Source organism: Flavobacterium niveum (assembly GCF_055231775.1).
On record NZ_JBUYSX010000001.1, the window covers coordinates 370,172 to 390,302 of the forward strand.

Annotated in this window: 12 protein-coding genes; 10 read left to right on the forward strand and 2 right to left on the reverse strand. The window is 45.2% G+C overall.

The annotated features are described in order from the left end of the window. Positions 1 to 10 precede the first annotated feature (10 nt). The 9 genes from ACZIX4_RS01600 to ACZIX4_RS01640 all read left to right on the forward strand — a co-directional run bounded on the left by ACZIX4_RS01600 (position 11) and on the right by ACZIX4_RS01640 (position 12,735). Positions 11 to 1,576: a RagB/SusD family nutrient uptake outer membrane protein gene (locus ACZIX4_RS01600; RefSeq protein ID WP_463333867.1), complete on the forward strand. Its 1,566-nt coding sequence runs from the start codon at positions 11 to 13 to the stop codon at positions 1,574 to 1,576. A 149-nt stretch (positions 1,577 to 1,725) separates the two neighbouring features. After that, the gene (locus ACZIX4_RS01605; RefSeq protein ID WP_463334576.1) at positions 1,726 to 3,231 is read left to right on the forward strand and encodes an alpha-N-arabinofuranosidase; all 1,506 of its coding nucleotides are present in this window, start codon (positions 1,726 to 1,728) and stop codon (positions 3,229 to 3,231) included. Positions 3,232 to 3,256: 25 nt separating this feature from the next. Next, entirely contained in the window at positions 3,257 to 4,882 is a 1,626-nt protein-coding gene (locus tag ACZIX4_RS01610; protein WP_463333868.1) for an arabinan endo-1,5-alpha-L-arabinosidase, read from the forward strand. Positions 4,883 to 4,923: 41 nt separating this feature from the next. Continuing rightward, on the forward strand, positions 4,924 to 5,865 hold the full coding sequence (locus ACZIX4_RS01615) for a glycoside hydrolase family 43 protein (RefSeq protein ID WP_463334577.1): 942 nt from the start codon (positions 4,924 to 4,926) through the stop codon (positions 5,863 to 5,865). 5 nt (positions 5,866 to 5,870) lie between these two features. Continuing rightward, positions 5,871 to 6,878 (forward strand): family 43 glycosylhydrolase, encoded by a 1,008-nt coding sequence (locus ACZIX4_RS01620; protein ID WP_463333869.1) that lies wholly within the window; start codon positions 5,871 to 5,873, stop codon positions 6,876 to 6,878. A 174-nt stretch (positions 6,879 to 7,052) separates the two neighbouring features. Next, positions 7,053 to 9,032: an alpha-L-arabinofuranosidase C-terminal domain-containing protein gene (locus ACZIX4_RS01625; RefSeq protein WP_463333870.1), complete on the forward strand. Its 1,980-nt coding sequence runs from the start codon at positions 7,053 to 7,055 to the stop codon at positions 9,030 to 9,032. 81 nt (positions 9,033 to 9,113) lie between these two features. After that, on the forward strand, positions 9,114 to 10,802 hold the full coding sequence (locus tag ACZIX4_RS01630; protein ID WP_463333871.1) for a ribulokinase: 1,689 nt from the start codon (positions 9,114 to 9,116) through the stop codon (positions 10,800 to 10,802). Beyond that, positions 10,789 to 11,487 carry an L-ribulose-5-phosphate 4-epimerase gene (locus ACZIX4_RS01635; RefSeq protein WP_463333872.1) on the forward strand — a complete coding sequence of 233 codons (699 nt, stop codon included), beginning with the start codon at positions 10,789 to 10,791 and terminating at the stop codon, positions 11,485 to 11,487. Before ACZIX4_RS01630 ends, ACZIX4_RS01635 begins: the two co-directional genes overlap by 14 nt. An 81-nt stretch (positions 11,488 to 11,568) precedes the next feature. After that, a complete protein-coding gene (locus tag ACZIX4_RS01640; protein ID WP_463333873.1) occupies positions 11,569 to 12,735 on the forward strand; it encodes an aldose epimerase family protein in 1,167 nt (388 codons plus the stop codon). 145 nt (positions 12,736 to 12,880) lie between these two features. Here the strand turns inward: ACZIX4_RS01640 and ACZIX4_RS01645 are convergent, their stop codons facing one another. After that, positions 12,881 to 13,651 (reverse strand): response regulator transcription factor, encoded by a 771-nt coding sequence (locus tag ACZIX4_RS01645; RefSeq protein WP_463333874.1) that lies wholly within the window; start codon positions 13,649 to 13,651, stop codon positions 12,881 to 12,883. A gap of 2 nt (positions 13,652 to 13,653) precedes the next feature. Then, positions 13,654 to 16,773: a ligand-binding sensor domain-containing protein gene (locus tag ACZIX4_RS01650; RefSeq protein WP_463333875.1), complete on the reverse strand. Its 3,120-nt coding sequence runs from the start codon at positions 16,771 to 16,773 to the stop codon at positions 13,654 to 13,656. A 342-nt stretch (positions 16,774 to 17,115) separates the two neighbouring features. On the opposite strand from ACZIX4_RS01650, the gene ACZIX4_RS01655 reads away from it, so the two are divergent. After that, positions 17,116 to 20,127: a SusC/RagA family TonB-linked outer membrane protein gene (locus tag ACZIX4_RS01655; protein WP_463333876.1), complete on the forward strand. Its 3,012-nt coding sequence runs from the start codon at positions 17,116 to 17,118 to the stop codon at positions 20,125 to 20,127. The last annotated feature ends 4 nt before the right edge of the window (positions 20,128 to 20,131 follow it).

The window sequence follows — 20,131 nt, forward strand, 5'->3', positions numbered from 1 at the left end:
TTGAAAAGACATGAAAAGAATATTTACATTAAAAAATACACTTATCATCCCTGCGATGGCAGTAATGCTTACCGGATGTGTAAATGAAGAAGACCTGGTACAGAAAAACCCGAACTATGAAAGTGAGGCTAGTTTCTGGCAAACTGCAGATGATGCGCAGAAAGCTGTAAACGCAGCATACGGCAGCCTTATAACAGACGGAAGTTACATGAGGAGTACCCCACTGCTTTTGGATACAAAATCTGACGACTCACGCAGTAACAGCCCTTGGGCGGCAATGGCCAATGTGGGAAGGTTTAATTCAAGTATTGCTGACGCAGCTATTTACGGCTGGGCTTTTGAAACCTACTACCAGGGTATTTACCGTGCTAACCAGGTGCTGGATAACGTACCGGGTATTACATTTGAAGACGAAGCATATAAAAACAGGATTTTAGGCCAGGCCTATTTCCTTAGGGGGCTTTACCTGTTCCATGCGGTAAACATGTTCAGGAATGTACCGGTGCCACTAAGCAGCGACCAGGTATACCACGACCAGAAAACTCAGGAAGAGGGGTGGGCACAGGTTAAGTCTGACCTACAAATGGCTGCCGACCTGCTTCCGGTATCATATGATAACGTTACCGGCCCAGACCAAAGCGAGAAAGGCCGTGCTACTAAAGGTGCTGCTTTGGCTTACCTTGGCAAGGCACAGTTGTTTACCTATGATTATGCAGGTGCAAAAACTTCATTTGAAGCCGTAATTAACCTTGGCGCCTATGCATTGGTAGCAAATTATAAAGACAACTTTACTACCGCTAACGAAAACAATTCAGAATCTATATTTGAAGTACAATTTAGCCGCGATGCCGGCGGTGTAGGTCTTGGCTGGGGAGGTACCCCTGCATCAGACTGGGGTAAAACCAGCGCACGTGCTATTACCTATGCACCGCGCGCTTTCGGCTGGACAGACGTACAGCCTACATGGGCATTGTTTAACGAGTTCCAGCAGGAAACTACCGCAGGTGGTGCTGTAGATCCAAGGCTAGATGCTACAATTATTTACAACAAACCGGGTATGATGCTGTACGGCCAGTCATTCCAGACGAAGTATGCAGGCAGCCCTGCCGACCTTAACGACCTTTTCTGGAGGAAGTACCAAAATGCAGATGGTGATTTTGCAGACGAATACGACTGGAGGAGTGGTATTAACGAGCGCCTTCTTCGTTATGCAGATGTATTGCTTATGTATGCAGAAGTACTTAATGAAACGGGTAACACTGCCGGAGCGTATAGCTACATTCAGCAGGTACGTGCACGTGTGGGACTTGCCGACCTTGCAACTGTACACCCAGGTATGAACCAAACGCAAATGAGGGACCAGATAGCCCATGAGCGCTTCCTGGAGTTTGCTGCCGAAGGCCACCGTTTTGATGATATCCGTCGTTGGGGATGGCTACAGGATGCTACCAAGCTTGCCTGGCTGAAAACCCGCGATGCCGAGTTTAACACTTACCAGAATGGCAGGGAGTATTTCCCTATACCTCAATATGAAATGGATAACAACCCGAATATTGAGCAAAATCCAAGTTATTAATAACTAATGAAGTTAATGCCATGCGGCGGGTATGTGAGGGCCCGCCGCATTGGCATTAATTATTTTCCGAATATCAAACTCAAATCAAACTCACTTTTATGGGCAAACAAAAACAAATCTTTACCACTCTTTTCTTTACAGCAGCTACTATGCTGCCGGGCGCATTGCTTGCACAGCAAAAATCTACCGTTACGGTAACAGCAAAAGCCGATGCACCAACTATTAGCAAACACATTTACGGGCATTTTTCAGAACACCTTGGTCGTTGTATTTACGACGGTTTTTACGTGGGTGAAAACAGCGCTATCCCTAACACTAAGGGTGTGCGCAATGATATTATTGCAGCACTTAAAGACCTTGGTATACCTAACCTGCGCTGGCCGGGCGGTTGTTTTGCCGATACCTATCACTGGAAAGACGGTATCGGGCCAAAGAACCAGAGGCCAACTATAGTTAACCAATGGTGGGGCGGCGTTACCGAAGACAACAGCTTTGGTACGCATGATTTCCTGGACCTGTGCGAAGTGCTGGACACTGAGCCATACCTTGCTGCTAACGTAGGTAGTGGTACCGTGCAGGAATTTACCGAATGGATACAGTATGTAAACCACGGCGGTAAAAGCCCGATGAGCGACCTCCGTAAAAAGAACAACCGCGAAACACCTTGGGGTGTTAAGTTTTGGGGTGTAGGTAACGAGGCCTGGGGTTGTGGCGGTAACATGACTGCCGAGCATTATGCCAATCTTTACAGGCAGTATGCTACTTTTATGACAGACTGGTCTAACACAGGGGAACTTTTCCGTATAGCATCGGGTGCTAACGTGGCCGACTACCACTGGACGGAAGTACTGATGCGCGAAATACCAAAAAGCCTGCTTGATGGTGTGGCGCTGCACTCGTACTCTTTTGTAACCTGGGAGAAAAAAGGCTCATCTACAAAATTTGATGAAAGCCAATACTTTGAAACCATGAAAACCGCCCTGAAAATGGAGGAACTGGTTACAAAGCATACCGAAATAATGGATAAATATGACCCTAAGAAAAAAGTGGCGCTTGTAGTAGACGAGTGGGGCGGATGGTATGATGTGGAAGAGGGTACAAACCCGGGCTTCCTGTATCAGCAAAACACCATGCGCGATGCTATGATAGCGGGTACTACGCTAAACATATTTAACAACCACAGCGACCGTGTACGTATGGCTAACCTTGCCCAAACGGTAAACGTGCTACAGGCGGTGATACTAACCAAAGGCGATAAAATGCTGCTTACACCTACATACCACGTAATGAAGATGTACAAGGTACACCAGGATGCTAAACTACTTCCGGTAAAATTAGAAACACCTGAATATAAGTTTGGTAATGAAACGCTTCCGGCGGTTTCTGTTTCGGCTTCGCAGAAAGACGGAAAAACCCATATTTCATTGGTAAACATCGATTCGAAACAAAAAATAACTACCGAAGTAACACTTGAAGGCCTAAACCTTAAGGATTTTACTGCTAAAATCATTACTTCTGGCAAGCTTCAGGATTGTAACACATTTGAAAACCCAACGGCGATAACTCCTAAAGACTTTAAAGACTTTAAATTTAAAAAAGGAGTACTTAGCGTAACACTGCCACCATTCTCTGTAGTGGTTCTTGAAGGAAAATAATGTTGGACTAAATTTTTAAATTACTATGAAAAATATAAAATGGCAGATGGCCGTAAAAAGCAGCAGTAGCTTCTTTTTATCGGCAGTGCTTGCCTGCTCCATACTTGCAGGATGTACAAGTTCTGACAGCAATGGCGGCGGTGGCGGTAATGACGACGATACACCGCCGGTAGGTGAAACCTTTCCGGGGCCTACTTATGCAGATAATTATACGCCTATAAGCGGTTGGGAAAACCGCAGTCAGTGGAACCTGGCTAACGTGCATGACCCTACGGTAATAAAACAGGGCGAGTACTTTTATATGTACCAAACCGATGCTTCGTATGGTAATGCTACCTTCGGGCACGGGCATTTCCACGGGCGCAGGTCTAAAGACCTTGTTAACTGGGAATACATAGGCTCTACTATGGATAACCCACCGGCATGGGTAAAGGAAACCATGAATGCTAAGCGTGCAGCTATGGGGCTTCCGGCTATAGAAAACCCGAGCTATGGTTACTGGGCGCCATGCGTGCGCAAAGTGGGTGACAAGTACCGTATGTACTACAGTATTGTTGTAGATGCGCTTATTACCGGTACTGACCCGAACCTGTCTTGGGGTGAAAGGCCATACATCGGCTTTATGGAAACGACTGACCTGGCTTCTAACCAATGGGTAGACAAGGGTATGGTAATTTGCAGTGAGCCAGATGGTGTGGTAGACTACATACGCAGTAATGGAAATGACTGGAATTCATACTATAAATTTAATGGTATAGACCCGAGTTTTATTATTACCCCTGAGGGTGAGCATTGGCTTATATACGGTTCGTGGATGACGGGTATCGCTGCCGTTCAGCTTGACCCTGAAACAGGTAAGCCGTTCCAGCTGAATACTATTGACGATTACGGTACGCGTATAGCAGGCCGTGGTAACATAAACACAAACCGCTGGCAGGCGCTTGAGGGTGCTGAAATTATCTATAATTCGCAAACAGGGTATTACTACCTGTTTATGGCAAATGACGAACTTGCTGTGGCATACAACACCCGCGTAGCAAGGTCTACCAATATCCTTGGGCCATACTACGGTATGGATGGCGGAAACGTATCGCAGGGAGCAGAGTGCTGGCCTTTGGTTACGCACCCGTACAAGTTTAACAACCATACTGGCTGGGTAGGTATTTCGCACTGTGCGATTTTCCAGGATCCGGATAATAATAACAAGTGGTACTTTTCCTCACAGGGCAGGCTGCCTGAAAATGTACCGGGTATAAACGTATCTAATGCCGTGATGATGGGCCAGGTACGCGAACTACAGTGGACATCAGACGGATGGCCGGTGGTATCGCCGGAGCGTTATGCCGGTGTACCTCAAACTGAAATTACAGCAGAAAAAATAGCCGGTACTTACGAGATTATCATCGCGGGTTACCAGTATCGCGTAATGCAGACATCGGTATCCGTAAGCCTTAATGCCAATGGTACCGTGGGTGGTGGCATTACCGGTACATGGAGTTATGACACTGCTAATAAAGAAGTACTTATAAACGGTATGAAGTGTAAGGTATTCGATTCATGGGACTGGGAAAGCAGCCCGCGTAAAGTTACCCTTGCCATTTCGGGCTATACAGCCGAAGGTAAAGGCATTTGGGGTAAAAGGTTATACTAATATTTCAACACACAATTATGAAGAAAGTTGCTTTGGTTGTTATGGCAACGCTCAGCACACTGGCCAGTACTGCCCAGAAGAAGGCAGCGGCTAAAGAGCCTGTGTATAACAACCCCATAATAAAAGACAAGTACATGGGCGACCCCGCAGCCCTTGTATATAAAGACTCGGTGTACCTGTACGCAGGGCATGACGAAGCTCCTAACGATTTCAACTTTTATAAGATGAACGAGTGGCTGGTATATTCGTCTGCCGATATGGTACACTGGAAAGAGCACAAAGTGCCACTTAAGGTTAGCGAATTCAGCTGGGCCAGCGGCGATGCCTGGGCATCTCAGGTTATAGAGCGCAACGGTAAGTTTTACTGGTACATTTGCGCCGAGCATAAAACTATAAAGGGTAAAGCCATAGGCGTGGCGGTAAGCGATTCGCCACTGGGCCCGTTTAAGGATGCTGTAGGCAATGCAATCATTACCAATGATATGACCACCCAAACGGGCATTACCTGGGATGACATAGACCCCACCGTATTTATAGATGAGAAAGGGCAGGCGTACCTGTATTGGGGCAACACCGTGTGCCACTACATTAAGCTGAAAAAAAACATGGTGGAAACTGAAGGTGAAATTAAGGTGGTAGACCTGCCGCATTTTACCGAAGCACCATGGATACATAAAAATAAAGGATGGTACTACCTTTCGTATGCATACGAGTTCCCTGAGAAGATTGCCTATGCCATGAGCAAAAGCATTGAGGGGCCCTGGGAATACAAAGGCATACTGAACGAACTGGCGGGCAATTCCAATACCAACCACCAGAGTATTATAGAGTTTAAGGGGCAATGGTACTTTATATACCACAATGGTGCCATACAACCGCATGGGGGAAGTTTCCGCCGTTCGGTGTGTATAGACAGGTTGTATTATAACCCTGACGGTACCATGAAACGTGTAGTTATGACCTCTGAAGGCATCCAAAACTGATAAGTATGAGAAATCATTTCATTTATATTTGGGTTAGTTTAGTTTTGTTTCTCGTTTGTGGCAGTGCTTTTTCGCAGGAAGCGCTGCCCACGGGCGAAACTATAGTGCACGACCCGGTAATGATAAAGCAGGGCAGTATGTACTACCTGTTTTGCACCGGGCATGGCATATCGGTATTTTCTTCACCGGATATGAAAAACTGGACTAAGGAAAAACCTGTTTTTGCGGAGCAGCCAAAATGGGCTACTGCTGTAGCGCCTGATTTTAAGGGCCACATCTGGGCTCCAGATGTAAGCTACCACAACGGGCAGTACTATCTGTACTACTCCGTTTCGTCTTTTGCCAAAAATACATCGGCAATAGGGGTAGCTACAAACAAAACGCTTAACCCTAAGGACAAAGATTTTAAATGGGTAGACCACGGTATTGTAATACAATCGGTTCCTAACCGCGACCTGTGGAATGCCATAGACCCTAATCTTGTATTTGACGAGAATAACACACCCTGGCTTACCTTCGGTTCTTTCTGGAATGGGCTGAAACTGGTAAAGCTTACCCCTGATTTGCTTTCGATAGCAAAACAGCCGGAAGAGTGGTATACCGTGGCGCGCCGCGAACGCACCTTCAGCCTGCAGGATAAAGACCCGGGCGATGCTGCACTTGAGGCTCCGTTTATATTTAAAAAAGACGGCTGGTATTACCTGTTCCTGTCCTGGGATTACTGCTGCCGTGGCGAAAACAGTACTTATAAGGTAGTGGTAGGCCGCAGCAAAACCGTTACCGGCCCGTATGTAGATGCTACCGGGAAGGAACTTTTTCAGGGAGGCGGCACGCTGGTAATAGAAGGGAATAAAAACTGGGCCGGGGTAGGGCACAACAGTGCTTATACTTTTGATGGTAAGGATTACCTTGTATTCCACGGGTATGACAATGCCAAAAAAGGTGCACCCAAGCTTATCATTAAAGAAATGCAATGGAAAGACGGTTGGCCTGTAGTAGCGCCAATGCAGTAACATAAATAAAACAGTACACGGCAGCTGATAAGAAATATGATTTCCTGAACAGGCCCTGCCCATAAGCCTGGTAAAGGTATTTCGTAGCTTGCGGCTGCCTGTCCTTATTATAAACAGTAGGGTGTACATGAGTAGTACACCTCATTTTTAACCGAGAGAACAAACTAATATATAATGAAAAATCAACTTTTAAAGAGTGCTGCTTTTTCGGCAATTGCCCTGGGTAGCTTCCTTGCTTCGGCACAGCAAAACAAGTATGTGCTGGATACTAAAGAAACAGGCGTAAAAATACAGCCTACCATGTACGGTATCTTCTTTGAAGACATCAATTTTGGTGCAGATGGCGGGCTTTATGCCGAAATGGTAAAAAACCGTTCGTTCGAGTTTGATACACCGCTTATGGGGTGGGCACAGCCGAACAGCGACAGGCATTCGCTTAACGATAAATCGGGTTATGCCAATATCATTGAATCTAAAACTTCAGGCAATAAAAACTTTGCCCGTATAGAGGTGAAGAATGATAAAGGCTACAGCCTTATCAATGAAGGTTTCCGTGGTATGGGAATTAAGGAAGGCGATGCGTACAACGTTTCTATCCTGGCTGCGAACCAGGACGGTAACATCAGTAAAATCAACTTCCAGTTTGTAGATGAACAGGGCAACGTGATAGGCGAAGCCTCTGTAAGCCCTGCCGGTAAAGACTGGAAAAAATATACAGCACAGATAAAAGCTACCAAAACAGCGGCCAAAGGCAAGCTGAAAGTAAGCTTTACCGGTACCGGTACCATAAATATCGACCTTGTTTCGGTATTCCCGCAGGATACATGGAAAAACAGGCCAAACGGGCTTCGTAAGGATTTGGTACAAAAACTGTACGACCTTAACCCGGGCTTCCTGCGTTTTCCGGGCGGCTGTATTGTAGAAGGCCGTACGCTGGAGCAACGCTACCAGTGGAAAAAAACCGTGGGTAACCCTGACGACCGCGAAACACTTATAAACCGCTGGAATGTAGAGTTTGCCCACAAGCCTACACCGGATTATTTCCAAACGTTTGGGCTTGGGTTCTTTGAATACTTCCAGTTGGCTGAGGATATAGGGGCAGAGCCACTTCCTATTTTGAGCTGCGGTATTGCCTGCCAGTTTAATACAGGAGAGCTTGTGCCACTTGCCGAGCTTGACCCGTACGTGCAGGATGCGCTGGACCTTATTGAGTTTGCCAATGGTGCAGTATCTACCAGATGGGGTAAGCTGCGCAGCGATATGGGCCACCCGAAACCATTTAACCTAAAAATGATAGGTGTGGGTAACGAGCAGTGGGGGCCTGATTATATAGCGCGCTACAAAGTGTTTGAAAAGGCTATCCGTGCCAAATACCCTAACATAAAGATAATATCGGGCAGTGGGCCGTTCCCGTCGGGTGAATACTTCGACTACGGCTGGCAACAGCTTAAGGAACTGAATGCTGATTTTGTAGATGAGCACTACTACAACACACCGGAGTGGTTTAAAACAAACGTAAACCGTTATGATAAGTACGACCGCAAAGGCCCTAAGGTATTTGCAGGTGAATATGCAGTACAAACCAAAGACATAGCCAGCTCTGAAAACCGTAACAACTGGGAAGCTGCGCTTTCTGAAGCGGCATTTATGACCGGCCTGGAGCGTAATGCCGATGTGGTGTATATGAGCAGCTACGCGCCGCTTTTTGCACATGCTGACGGCTGGCAGTGGACACCGGACCTTATTTGGTTCAATAACCTGCAAAGCTATGCTACGCCAAACTATTACGTACAGAAACTATACGGAAACAACGCCGGTACTAACCTGCTTTCGCTTACTGCCGACGGTAAAAACATTACAGGCCAAAACGGTATGTTTGCCAGTGCGGTAGTTGACAAAGCCAGCAATGAGGTGATAGTGAAGCTTGTAAATACATCTGACAAAGCGCAAACAGCCAAGATAGATGTAAAAGGGAAGAAGCTGGTTGCCGAAGGTACCATGACGGTGCTGAAAAACGACAGCCTGAAAGCTGAGAACGATTTTACCAAGGAAACCGTTACGCCGAAAGAAAGCAAATTCAAGACCGGAAAAAGCAAGATAGAGGCCGAAATCCCTGCGTATTCGTTCGTATTGCTACGCGTTAAAATTTCCTAAAAAATATAAGTGTAAAAATTACATTTATAAAGATAGAATACTATATTTGTAAAAAAATAGAACACACAATTATTTGGATACATGAAAAAGTATGTAATAGGATTAGATTACGGTACCGACTCTGTAAGGGCGGTACTTATAGATACAGATAATGGGGCAGAGCTCGCCTCTGAAGTGCACTGGTATGCCCGTTGGAAAAAGGGGATGTACTGCGATGCACCTTCAAACAGGTTCCGCCAGCACCCGTTAGACCATATTGAAGGCCTTGAAAAAACCATAAAATCTGTAGTGGCTACCAGCGAGGTAAACCCTGAGAGTGTTGTAGGTATTTGTATAGATACTACAGGTTCGTCTCCGGTACCTGTAACGCAGGATGGTACACCGCTGGCACTGGTTCCGGACTTTGAAGAAAACCTTAACGCCATGATGGTGCTTTGGAAAGACCATACGGCTATTAAGGAAGCAGGCGAAATCAACGCGCTTGCGGCTTCATGGGGTGGTGAGGACTTTACCAAATACGAAGGCGGTATCTACTCATCTGAGTGGTTCTGGGCAAAAATACTTCACATTGTTCGCGAGGACGAGGCTGTGAAAAACGCTGCCTTTACTTGGATGGAGCACTGCGACATTATGACGTACCTGCTTGCCGACCAAAAAGACCTTAAAACCTTTAAGCGCAGCCGTTGCGCCGCAGGGCACAAAGCCATGTGGCACGAAAGCTGGAACGGGCTGCCACCGGAAGAATTCCTTTCGCAGCTGCACCCGTACCTTGCTACGCTAAGGGGTAACCTATATGATGAAACCTATACCAGCGACCTTGTAGCCGGTAACCTTAATGCAGAGTGGGCTGAAAAGCTTGGCCTTACTACAAAAACGGTTATCGCCGTAGGTACGTTTGACGCGCACTCGGGTGCGGTAGGTGCTAAAGTAGACGAAAACGTACTGGTGCGCATAATGGGTACTTCTACCTGCGACATCATGATTTCGCCTTCAGAAGTTATCGGAACCAATACTGTAAAAGGTATCTGTGGCCAGGTAGATGGTTCGGTTATACCGGGGCTTATCGGCCTTGAAGCAGGGCAGAGCGCCTTTGGCGACGTGCTTGCATGGTTTAAAAATGTGCTTTCTTGGCCAATTGATAACCTTGTACTTACTTCAGATATCCTTACCGACGAGCAAAAAGCAAAACTTGCTGAGGAAGTGGATGCCAATTTTATACGTACGCTAACCAAGCAGGCTGAGGCTATTCCGTTGCACGAAGCGGTTCCTGTAGCCCTTGACTGGGTTAACGGCCGCCGTACCCCGGATGCTAACCAGGAGCTTAAAGCTGCCATGACCGGACTTTCGCTTGGTACTAAGGCACCACACATCTTTAAAGCGCTTGTAAACGCGATTTGCTTCGGATCTAAAATGATTGTAGACCGTTTTGAATCAGAAGGCGTTAAAATTACTTCGGTAATCGGAATCGGTGGTGTGGCACGTAAGTCGCCATTCATCATGCAAACGCTTGCCAACGTGCTTAACATGCCTATTAAAGTTGCCGAAAGCGACCAGGCACCTGCACTTGGCGCTGCTATCTATGCTGCCGTAGCCGGTGGTGTGTATGGCGATGTGATTGAAGCAAGCAAAAAAATGGGGTCTGATTTTGAGGCGGAGTATTTCCCTCAGGCCGACCTTGTAGAAAAATACGAGTTACTGATGCATCAGTATGCAGAATTGGGTAGCTTTGTAGAAAACGTAATAAAAAACAAAGAGCATGTCCATATATAAAGAGCTGAAACAGGAATGTTATGAAGCCAATATGCAGCTTGATGCGCTTAAGCTGGTTATTTATACCTTTGGTAATGTAAGTGCTGTAGACCGTGAGCGTGGCGTATTTGCCATAAAGCCAAGCGGTGTGCCTTACGAAATACTGAAGCCGGAAGATATTGTTATTGTTGATTTTGACAACAACATTATTGAAGGCAGCATGAGGCCGTCATCTGATACCAAAACGCATGCTTACCTGTACAAGCACTGGGAAAAAATAGGCGGTATTGCCCATACCCACGCTACATATTCGGTAGCATGGGCACAGGCGCAGCGCGACATCCCTGTGTTTGGTACTACACATGCCGACCACCTTACGGCTGATATACCTTGTGCTGCGCCTATGGCAGATCACCTGATCCAGGGGAACTACGAGCACAACACGGGTATCCAGATTTTGGACTGCTTTAAGGAAAAAGGCATTTCTTACGAAGAGGTAGAAATGGTACTGCTGGGCAACCACGGGCCATTTACCTGGGGTAAGAATGCTGCCAAGGCGGTATACAACAGCAAGGTGCTTGAGGCTGTAGCCGAAATGGCCTACCTTACATTGCAGATAAATCCTGCGGCGCCACGCCTTAAGGATTCGCTGATACAAAAACACTACGACCGTAAGCATGGCAAAGATGCCTATTACGGGCAGTAGTTACAGTTAATTACCGGTGCTGCAACCCGCTATAACTGCAGTACCGGTAAATAATGCTATAACACAAACCAAAACTTTATCATGAAAAACGTGAAAATAGCCTTGTGCACGCTAATGGCCACCTCATTGCTGTTTAGCTGCAAGGAAGAAAAAAAAGAAGAACCAATGACCGAACAAACAGCGCCGGCCACTAAAGCCGGGATTGAAAAGTCTGATTACGCCACAACTGCCGAAGGTGTAAAAATTGAAAAGTATACCCTTACCAATGCCAATGGCATGAAAATGGAAGTTATCACCATGGGTGGCGACATCCTTTCGCTTACTGCCCCTGATAAGGATGGTAAGTTTGAAGATGTGGTGCTTGGTTATACTTCACCGGAGCTTTACCTTACGTCTAACCCGTACTTTTTCGGTGCTGTCATAGGCCGTTACGGTAACCGTATTGCAAAGGGTAAATTCAGCCTTGACGGTAAGGAATACCAACTTACCGTAAACGATGGGCCAAACTCGCTGCATGGCGGTAAAGGCTTTGACAAAAGGGTATGGACTGCTGAGCCGATTGAGGGCGATGCTCCGTCACTAAAGCTTTCTTACACTGCTAAAGACGGTGAGGAAGGTTACCCTGGCAACCTGAAAGTAACCGTTACGTATGTGCTTACTAACGACAACGCCCTTGAAATTAAATACGAGGCTGAAACCGATAAGAAAACCGTGGTTAACCTTACACAGCACAGCTACTTTAACCTGAGCGGTAAGTACAAGACCATCCTGGATCATGAGCTTGAAATTAAGGCAGATAAATTCCTTCCGGTAGATGCTACGCTTATCCCTACAGGTGAGCTAAAGGCAGTAGCCGGTACACCATTTGACTTTACAACAGCTAAAGAAATAGGTAAAGACATAAATGCTACAGACGACCAGCTGAAAAAAGGCGGCGGATTTGACCACTGCTGGGTATTTACCGACAGCAGCAAAAAGGTTAAGGAAGTAGCCAGCCTGTACCACAAGGCATCAGGCCGTTATATGGAGGTACTTACTGATGAGCCTGCGGTACAGTTTTACAGCGGTAACTTCATAGACGGTACCAAACCAAGTAAAGCCGGTGGTAATTACGAAAAACGCAGCGGCCTTTGCCTTGAAACACAGCACTACCCGGATTCGCCTAACCAGCCGAAATTCCCTACTACAGTGCTAAACCCGGGAGAGAAATATACCTCTACCACCATTTACAAGTTTTCTGCTAAATAATAGCATTAATGATAGTTTGTTAGGTTAGTTACAATAAGTTTGGGTTACTTATTTGCTAATGATACCGGTCTCTGGCAGGGGACCGGTTTTTTTATGATTATCGCAAAAACAAAATCCGGCTGAGTGCCGGATTTATTTTTAAAGTCTATTTGTTGTCTTTTTGCTTTAGTTTCTGGTATTCGGTAGGAGCCATGCCAAACTGTTTCACGAAGCTGCGTCCAAAACTGGTTTGCGAATTAAAGCCCAGCATGTATGCAATTTCGAATATCTTATAATTGGTCTCCACTAACAGTTGCGCCGCTTTTTTAAGGCGGGTTATGGTTATAAGTTCGTTCGGTGTAAGGTCTGATATGGCATTGATTTTACGGAACAGGCTGGTGCGGCTAGTATTCATCAGTTTGGCCAGCTTGTCTATGTCCAGGAACTGGTCGTCAATATTGTTGTGTATTACCTCGTTCAGCTTTTCCAGGAATATTTCGTCCGATTCGGTATGGGCTATGCTTTTTATATTAGCCAATGGCGACTGTGCGAAATAACTGCGTAGCTTGTTACGGTTAGAAATAAGGTTTGCTATCTGCACAATAAGATGTTCCACGCTGAAGGGCTTTTCTATGTAGGCATCGGCACCCAGTTCCAGCCCTGTAATACGCGATTGCAGCGTGTTTTTTGCGGTGAGCAGTATTACCGGGAAGTGGCTGTATTCCAGGTTGGATTTTACGATTTTACAAAATTCAAAGCCATCCATAACCGGCATCATCACATCACAAACCACCACCTGTATTTCGGTTTTCTTCAAAACATCCAGTGCCTGCTGCCCGTTTAAGGCGGTTACCACGGTATATATTTCACCCAATTCATCGCCGAGTGCTTCCAGCAGCTCTATATTGTCATCAACTAAAAGGATGGTTTGTTTCATTGTTATAAGTTAAAAATAGGTAAGGTGAGTGAAAATACATTTTTGTTGTCTTCCGGACTTTCCAGCGCCAGGCTGCCGTTGTGGGTAAGCGCTATGGAACGTGCCAGTGCCAGGCCGATGCCCGTCCCTGTTTTTGTTTCGGTGTTTTTAATCCTGAAAAACGGCTCAAAGATTTTTTCCTGTAAATGTTCCGGTATCAGGAAACCGTCGTTTTTAACCCGAATGGTAAAAGTGCTGTTGTCCTTATAATAAGGCAGCAGGTCTATGTTTACCGTAGTGGCGGCGTATTTTACGGCATTGCTCAGCAGGTTGTAGATTATCTTTTTTAGGGCATCTACATCTACGCGGGCAAACAGGTTTTCCGGCGGCATGCTAATGATAAGGCTTATATTGGCCTGTTCTGCAAGGGTTATAAAATTTGCATACGTATCCGCGAGCAGTTCAGATATATCGGCTTCTTCAAACGAAAGGCTGTAGGCCTTTAGTTCCGTCTGCCTGAAATCCAGCAGCTGGTTACTTAGTTCTATAAGCCTGTCAGTGTTTCCGCCTATTATTTTAAGGCTGTTGGCAATATCTGTTATACCCTCAGTCTTGCGTATAACCCTGCCCAACGGGATTTTAATCAGTGTAAGTGGCGTCTTTATTTCATGCGCCACCTGGGTATAGAACTCTATTTTAGATTCCAGCACTTCTTTTTCCTTGCTGATTTCTATTTGCATCAGTTCCTTTTGGTTGGCTATTTCCAGTAGCTCTATCTTGCGCCTGTTTTTTTCCTCAATCCATTGGTGATAATAATGAAATAATGTAAATATCAACACAATCGCCAGTATAAAGTAACCCGCAAATGCCCACCGGCTGGCCCACCATGGTGGCAGTACTTCTATAACCAGTTTGGTTTCTTTGGTACTCCATACGCCACCGCTGCTTGCAGCTTTAACCCTGAAGGTATAGTCACCCGGTTCCAGTTTTGTAAAGTTTATCTTCCTGCTGCCGGTAATGTAGGTCCATTTGTTAGAGAGGCCGTCCAATTTATAGGCATACTTCAGGTTTTCGGGGGCAGTGTAGCCCAATGCCGCAAAATCAAGGCTGAAGGTAGACTGGTTGTGCTTAAGCGTAATTTTAGATGTCTTGAATATGGACTGCTTTAAAGGCGAATTTTTTGCCCCGGTTACCACTTCCTTATTATCTATCTGCAGGCCGGTAATGTATACGGGCGGTATATAATTGTCGGTAATAAAATCCAGCGGGTTAAAGCTTATAAGGCCTTTTGCACTGCCGAAATACATTTTATTATCGGTATCCATAAATGCCGAACTGAAATTGAACTGGTCGCTCAACAGGCCGTTCCCTGTAGTGTATACAAAAGCTTTATTTCTTACGGGGTCAAAACACACCAGGCCTTTTGTCGTGCTTACCCACAGCCGGTGCAGGCAGTCTTCGAGTACCGAAAGTATAAAGTTGCTGGGAAATCCGTTTTGGGTGCCATAGCGCGTAAAATTACCCTTACTGCGGTTAAACCTGCACAGGCCGTTTTCTGTGGCAAACCACAGGTTTTTGCTGCTGTCTTCAAAAATGGCATTAACCATTTCGCTGCTCAGGCTCGTTGCATTTTTAGGCTCGTGAGTATAAGCGCCAGTTTTTCCGGTTTTGGCATTGGCATACAAAACCCCTTTGCCCGATGCCGCTGCCCATATAGTGCCGGTATGGTCTTTAATAATATATTTACAGTTGATGTCGGCGGGAAAACCCTGCAACGGGCTAAAGTAATCGCCCTTTTTATTATAGTTGTAAATACCCGGGAAAGAGCCAAGGTATATTTCACCCTCAGTTGTTTTGTGGAAGCAGAAGGGGAAGTTCGACCTGAAACCGTTTGGTGAGGTTACATCATAATGCCGGATTACTAATCCTGTTTTTATGTCCAAAATATCGAGCCCATGTTCAAAAGTTCCTACCCATAGTTCATTTCCGTTGGCCAGCAGGCTGTGGACACCTATATAGGATATGCCCTTTTTGGTACCGTCGGGTTTGTAATACACGCTTTTCCCGGTTTTGGTATCCAGCTTGTTTAGTCCACCGTCTTCAATGCACACCCAAAGGTTACCAAAGGTATCTTTGGTGATTTCCCGTACTATATTGCCGCTAAGGGGCATATCGGTAGAATGCTGGTAAAATTTATGGAAAGGTGTATACTGCCGGGGGTAATAGTTAATGCCGCCAAAGTAGGAGCCAACCCATATGCCGCCTTCCCGGTCTTTATAAAAGGTATAAATCACATTATCTGAAAGGGCATAGGGGTCGCCGTTCTTTTTCTGGATTTTAAACGATTCGCCGGTTTTGGTGTTATAGCTGAAGATACCGGTTTCGGTACCTATCCATATTTCTGTAGGAGAAACCTGTATGCAGCAGTGTATGAACAGGTTGTCTATCTCTTCGCAGCAAAGCGGTACATCGCGGTAGGTAAAATCTTTTGAATCAAAAATTTTAAAGCCGGCCTTACTGGTTGATATTAATATCTTATCGTCTTCGGTACATTGTATGCCGCTTATAAAACGCCATTTTCCGGTATCGGGATGGCTGAACATATCATAGGTTTCAAAGGAATCACTGTCTTTATTGTACCTCTTTAAAAAACCATCGGGTGTAGATACCCAGAGTACACCATGCTTGTCAAAGCAAATGCCGGTTGCCCAGAAATAGTTTTCGGGAGGGTAACTTTTTGATTGCTTTGTTTTTTCAGAATAGCACGACAATACACTGCCTGCATTGTACCATATGTTTCCTTTCCCGTCGGAAATGATGTCATCGGTAGGGAAACTTTTTGAGGAAATAAGCAGGGAAAAAGAGTCTGATTTTGCGTCGTATTTATAGATGTCCTTTTCGGTACCGGCATACAGGTTGCCGTCTGCACTTACATGTAAAGCATGCACATAATTGTTTTGCGGAAAACGGTATACCTTAAATGCATAACCGTCGAAACGGTTCAGGCCGTCGCGGGTACCGAACCACATAAACCCGGCTTTGTCCTGCACGCTGCATATAACGGCATTGTTAGACAGGCCCGATTCTACCTCATAGTGCCTGAAGGTATAAGCCTGGGAGTAGGCTGCTGCGACTGTTGCCAATAATATAATTAAACATAAAATAAATTTCCGTATCATCATTAATAGATGCTTTTTCCCTTTAAAACTACTGCCGAAGGTACTCTTTTTTTTGGGAGGTTTTTTCGGTGGAACTTTTTGTAGAAGTTTTGGGACTTTTTGTTGAAAACGTTTTCGTTATTCTCTTGAATTTCGCCTTAACAATTTTTTAATAACAATCCCGGCTAAGGCTGCTGTTGTTTAAAGGCTGTTGCTAAGATAAACATTCCCATCCGTTTTTATATACTGATTAATTTCTCTGTAAAAGAGCAGATGTGTAGTGGGAGTCTAAATTCAAACGTTTTCGTAACCAATAACTCGTTTTATATGATTAACACTTACCTCAATGTTAAAAAGCCAAAAAGGGGAAACTACTTAGTGCCGCTTTTTATGCTTTTATTCTCATTAACCTTTTTTTCAGGGAAGGCTTATGCCCAGGCCATTGTTACAGGTACTGTAACTTCATCTGAAGACAATATGGGGTTGCCCATGGCTACCGTATTGGTAAAGGGAACATCTAAAAGCGTATCTACCGATATGGACGGAAAATTCTCTATAGAGGCAGGCGCAAACGATATACTTGTTTTTTCTTACATAGGTTTCACCTCGCAGGAAATTGCAGTAGGCGGCCAAACAATTATTAATGTTACACTTGCCAGTACAGCCACAGAGCTTAGCAATGTGGTGGTTATAGGCTACGGTACACAGAAGAAAGAGCAGGTAACCAGTTCGGTAGCATCGGTACAGGCTAAAGACTTTAACAAAGGTAGCGTACAGGATGTGGGCCAGCTAATACAGGGCAAAGTTGCCGGTTTAACCATTTCGTTAAACAGTGGCGACCCTACAGGCAATACCCAGGTACTACTTAGGGGTAGCAGTACGCTTATAGGGGGTAATGCTAATCCGCTTGTGCTTGTAGACGGTGTTCCGGGCGACTTTAATACAGTAGCTCCGCAGGATATAGAGTCGATAAGCGTGCTTAAAGACGGTTCGGCTGCGGCTATGTACGGTACCAGGGGTACTAACGGTGTAATACTCATTACAACCAAAAGGGCGGCAGGCGGCCAAAACAGGGTTACCTACAGCACTATGCTAAGTACCCAGCAGATAACAAGGAGCTACGATATGCTTACGGCTCAGGACTACCGCAACCAGATAGCAGCAGGCACACGTGCACCGGGCGATGATTTAGAAGCTAATACAGACTGGCTCGATGCCATAACCCAGACTCCTATAAGCCACACGCATAACCTTAGCTTTAGGGGAGGTAATGAGAAAACCAACTACCTGGCTAGCATTAACGTAAGGAAACTGGAGGGTATATTCCTTAAGTCAGACAACAACATTTACACAGGTAGGGTAGATATAAACCACTCTATGCTGGATGATAAACTGAAGTTTAACTTCGGTTTCCTTAACAGGAGTGGAAACTATACTACTACTGGCGACGGATATGGGTTTAACGGTTATGTATACCGCCAGGCGCTTATACGCAACCCTACTGCTCCTATACGCTATGCCGATGGGGCTTATGATACAACTGCCGATGCAGGTAATTTTAACTATGATAACCCGGTGGGCAGGCTAAAAGAATCTGATGGTGAAAACAGGAACAACTTCAGCAGGTTAAACGGTAAGGTAGATTTCCTTCCTATAGATGGGCTTAAGCTTTCTGCTTTGGTATCGTACTCAAGGTATAACGAAACAAGGGGATACTATGAAACAAAGAATAATATATCGAACATAAGGAACAGTGTAAACGGTTATGCATCTAACGGCACACGTGAAACACAGGACAGGCTGGCTGAACTTACTGCGCAGTACAGCAAGAAGATAGGTGAGCACGATTTTACTGTACTTGGTGGTTACAGCTACCAGGATACTTATGGCCGTGATTACTACATGACTAATAATAACTTCCAGACAGACCAGTTTAGTTACCACCAGATAGGGCTTGGGCTTGGTTTACAGCAGGGTAGCAGGTGGGCTACTATGGGAGGCAATACGTGGGCAACTAACCTTATAAGTTTCTTCGGCAGGGTTAATTATGCTTATAAAGACAGGTACCTGCTACAGGCCAGTTTAAGGCGCGAGGCAGCAAGCCAGCTATACAAAACAAACAAGCCGTGGGGTTCATTCCCTTCAATTTCTGCCGGTTGGAGGATATCTCAGGAAAGTTTCATGAAAGATATTAAAGAAGTAAGCGAACTAAAGGTAAGGGCAGGGTATGGTGTTACCGGTACACCTAATACTGATGGTTTTGGAGCCGTGGCGCTTACAGGTTTTGGAGCATCTTATTATTATGATGGCAACTGGATAAGGACATTAATACCTGCACAAAACCCTAACCCCCACCTTAAATGGGAAGAAAAACACGAAATAAACATAGGTATTGATTATGGCTTCTTCGATAACAGGATTTCGGGTTCGGTAGATTACTACAAGCGTAATATTAAAGACCTTTTGTATAACTATACTGTACCGGTTCCACCAAATTTGTATGACAGGACGCGTGCTAACGTAGGTGAGCTTGAAAACAAGGGTATAGAGGTATTGCTGAACATTACCCCGGTAAGGACTGCAGACTTTGAATGGACAACAACCTTTACCTATTCTAAAAACAAGAATAAGCTAAAAAGCCTTACGAACGATGTGTATACCCTGACTCAGGATTATTTCTACACCGGTGCTACGGGTGAGCCGATACAAACCGATACACATATTGTAAAAGTAGGCGACCAGATAGGTAACTTCTATGGTTATAAGGTAGTTGATATTGGCGAAGATGGTAAGTGGATTTATGAAACTCCGGATGGACAAAGGGTACCTTACAGCGAGTTCAGTGGTGCTACGGAAGAAAAACAGGTACTGGGCAACGGCTTACCGAAATGGTATGGCGGCTGGAACAACAATTTCAGGTATAAAAACCTTGACCTGGGCATAACCATGAGGGGGGCTTTTGGCTACCAGATACTCAACTTTGACAGGATGTACCTGGAAAACCCTACCATTACAAACTATAACCGTATGAAGTCGTCTCAGGATCTTGTATACGGCAAAGCATTGCTGACTGCTCCGCTTCAGTATAACAGCTACTATATAGAAGATGGTGATTTCTGGAAGATAGACAACATTACCTTGGGGTATACCTTTAATAAGGTGGGCAAATACATAAGCTCTGCAAGGATATATGGCGCTACGCAAAATACCTTCCTTATTACAAAATATAAAGGTATAGACCCGGAAGTAGATAGGGGAGGCCTGGCACCGGGTAACGATGGCAGGGATAAATATCCTACTGCACGTACATTTACGCTTGGCCTTGACGTAACATTCTAAAAAA

What these genes read in the sequence shown, in the direction of transcription:
- ACZIX4_RS01630 (WP_463333871.1), top strand. Translation starts at nt 9,114, where the DNA reads ATGAAAAAGTATGTAATAGGATTAGATTACGGTACCGACTCTGTAAGG.
- ACZIX4_RS01645 (WP_463333874.1), bottom strand. Translation starts at nt 13,651, where the DNA reads ATGAAACAAACCATCCTTTTAGTTGATGACAATATAGAGCTGCTGGAA.
- ACZIX4_RS01620 (WP_463333869.1), top strand. Translation starts at nt 5,871, where the DNA reads ATGAGAAATCATTTCATTTATATTTGGGTTAGTTTAGTTTTGTTTCTC.
- ACZIX4_RS01625 (WP_463333870.1), top strand. Translation starts at nt 7,053, where the DNA reads ATGAAAAATCAACTTTTAAAGAGTGCTGCTTTTTCGGCAATTGCCCTG.
- ACZIX4_RS01655 (WP_463333876.1), top strand. Translation starts at nt 17,116, where the DNA reads ATGATTAACACTTACCTCAATGTTAAAAAGCCAAAAAGGGGAAACTAC.
- ACZIX4_RS01615 (WP_463334577.1), top strand. Translation starts at nt 4,924, where the DNA reads ATGGCAACGCTCAGCACACTGGCCAGTACTGCCCAGAAGAAGGCAGCG.
- ACZIX4_RS01640 (WP_463333873.1), top strand. Translation starts at nt 11,569, where the DNA reads ATGAAAAACGTGAAAATAGCCTTGTGCACGCTAATGGCCACCTCATTG.
- ACZIX4_RS01600 (WP_463333867.1), top strand. Translation starts at nt 11, where the DNA reads ATGAAAAGAATATTTACATTAAAAAATACACTTATCATCCCTGCGATG.
- ACZIX4_RS01635 (WP_463333872.1), top strand. Translation starts at nt 10,789, where the DNA reads ATGTCCATATATAAAGAGCTGAAACAGGAATGTTATGAAGCCAATATG.
- ACZIX4_RS01610 (WP_463333868.1), top strand. Translation starts at nt 3,257, where the DNA reads ATGAAAAATATAAAATGGCAGATGGCCGTAAAAAGCAGCAGTAGCTTC.
- ACZIX4_RS01605 (WP_463334576.1), top strand. Translation starts at nt 1,726, where the DNA reads ATGCTGCCGGGCGCATTGCTTGCACAGCAAAAATCTACCGTTACGGTA.